The sequence below is a fragment of the Paraburkholderia sp. RL17-347-BIC-D genome, assembly GCF_046027915.1.
In the GTDB taxonomy this organism is placed as follows: Bacteria; Pseudomonadota; Gammaproteobacteria; order Burkholderiales; family Burkholderiaceae; genus Paraburkholderia.
The window spans coordinates 1-2,048 of the sequence record NZ_JARESS010000156.1 but is presented as its reverse complement, the minus strand read 5'-3'; the positions used below and the strand labels follow the sequence as shown (position 1 = coordinate 2,048).

1 protein-coding gene and 2 pseudogenes are annotated in these 2,048 nt (G+C 58.0%); 2 read left to right on the top strand and 1 reads right to left on the bottom strand.

Annotated features, from left to right (window positions below; translation table 11 throughout):
* Positions 1-46: 46 nt before the first annotated feature.
* Positions 47-307, top strand: a pseudogene (locus P0D96_RS47820) (transposase); the annotation flags it as partial.
* A 318-nt stretch (positions 308-625) separates the two neighbouring features.
* On the opposite strand, the gene P0D96_RS47815 reads toward P0D96_RS47820, so the two are convergent.
* Positions 626-1,738: an IS110 family RNA-guided transposase gene (locus tag P0D96_RS47815; RefSeq protein WP_408321291.1), complete on the bottom strand. Its 1,113-nt coding sequence runs from the start codon at positions 1,736-1,738 to the stop codon at positions 626-628.
* A gap of 82 nt (positions 1,739-1,820) precedes the next feature.
* Here P0D96_RS47815 and P0D96_RS47810 point away from each other — a divergent pair.
* A pseudogene (locus tag P0D96_RS47810) lies at positions 1,821-2,048 on the top strand (IS3 family transposase); the annotation flags it as partial.

Below are 2,048 nucleotides of genomic sequence, written 5' to 3'. Positions count from 1 at the left end.
TCGCTGGGTTCTGAGATAGGCATAATGCCTACAAAGGAAACCGAAGATGACGAAGAGAACCCGGCGCACGCACTCAGCGGCGTTCAAGGCGAAGGTGGCACTGGCAGCAGTACGAGGCGAGCGCACGCTGGCAGAATTGGCACAGCAGTTTGAGGTTCATCCGAACCAGATCACGGAATGGAAGCGGCAGTTGCAAGAACGCGCCGCCGATGTGTTCGGCGCGGCGGGCGTGCCCGTCAATGAGCCGCCGGTGGATCTGAAGACGCTTCACGCAAAGATCGGCCAATTGGCGCTGGAGAATGATTTTTCATATGGCCTCTTTTTGCAAGCAGGACGAGCGCCGACCTCGCTGTCGCGATCTTGAATGCCAACGTGTCCAACCTGATTGGTAACGCGGCAGACGGGCTGTTTATCGACGATGGATCAAGCTCATATCCGCGGGCTGGTTACCGCATTTCATCTTTCCGTCACGGGGCTGCCTCGCTCTTGACCACGGAGATCACGCAGTCGCGTGCTCACAAAAAAATCTCGAGGGTTCCCCACATCGCGCCCGATGCCGCGTTACCGATCAGGTGGAGGTCACAAGTTTTGCGATAGCGGCTCCTATCGAATCGCCAGACAAGGTTTACCGGAGTGCTTGGGCTGGCTGCAGTCGCGTTGCGATATCCCAGATAAATCCACATAGTTCACGCGCGATTGCGGCACACGTCTTGTTTTGATGAAGACCTCGTGCGCGAAGCCGCCGAAATCTGTGGCAGAGCCGAACCTGCGCTTTCCAGGCGATGTCGATGATATGTCGAGGTTGTCCTTCCAGCCGAGGCTGGAGCGATTCACCGATTCTTGCCGGCAATCGATAATTCCAGGCTGCCTCGACAAGTATCCTGCGCACGTGCGTGTTGCCCGTCTTCGTCAGAACGCCGCGTTGCTTTGAGTTCCCGCTGGAGTGTTCCGACGGCACAAGTCCCAGGTAGCTCATGAATTCGCGTGGATGCGGGAAGCGGCGCAAGTCGCCAAGTTCAGCGACAATAGTCAGTGCGGAGACGAAGTCAATGCTACGAAGGGTCATCAGGCCTTTGACCGTTGGCAACCAACGCCAGGTTTCGGCGTGAGCGCGCAGCGACTGTGTGAGCCGCTCGACGAGTTCGGTGGCAAACCTCACCGCCATTCTGTACTCGGTGAAAACGATATGCTGGGCGGAATCCTCGAACCTGATCTTGGAGAGAAAGAGCTCATGCTTCGGTCCCCAGCGCGTGCCGGTATAAGCATGACCATGGCGAAGCAGGAAGGATTTGAGCCTCTGACGCACTCGGCGCTGATCGCTCACTGCATCCTCGCGGGCGCGAACTAGGTCGCGAATGGCTTCATCCTGAGGTTCGGGAACAGTGACTGGCACAAGTTCGCCCGCCCGATGCAGTCTCGCTAACAGTAGTGCGTCACGACGGTCGGTCTTGATTCTGTCAGCCGGCCGGCGAGCGACCCGCGATGGCGCAACTACTTCACAGTGATAACCCTGCTCGCGCAGTGCCCGGACTAACCCATACCCGCAGGGCCCTGCTTCATGGCAAACGCTGATCTCCGATGGTGCACCAAGCTTCGAAAGTGATTTGGTTAACGAAATGACGCTGTAGCGGGTCGTTCCGACGAACTGAGGGTCGTCCCGCGAATGCGCCTTGGCGAATGCGATTGCAATCGACTCTTTGTGTACGTCAAGTCCAACGTAAAGCTTGACCTTGTCCATGACCGTCTCCGCCGTTCAGTGAAGGTCATCCGATTATCGGATGAACGCCTACATCGCGTTTCCCTGAAGGCCATCATGTCTTGTCCGGCGCGCTCGGCAAGGCAGGCTTGCTGAGCGCAAAGAAATGATTGATCGTGCCCACCCCTTGCCGGTTGTCCGGCAGGTCAAGCTGGTTGGCATCAGCCGATCCAGTGCGTACTACGCGCCGAGCCCGGTCAGTGCCGCAGATCTGGCGCTCATGCGCCGGATCGACGAATTGCACCTGGAGCATCCATTTGCCGGCGCGCGCATGTTAATGCGCTTGCTCAAG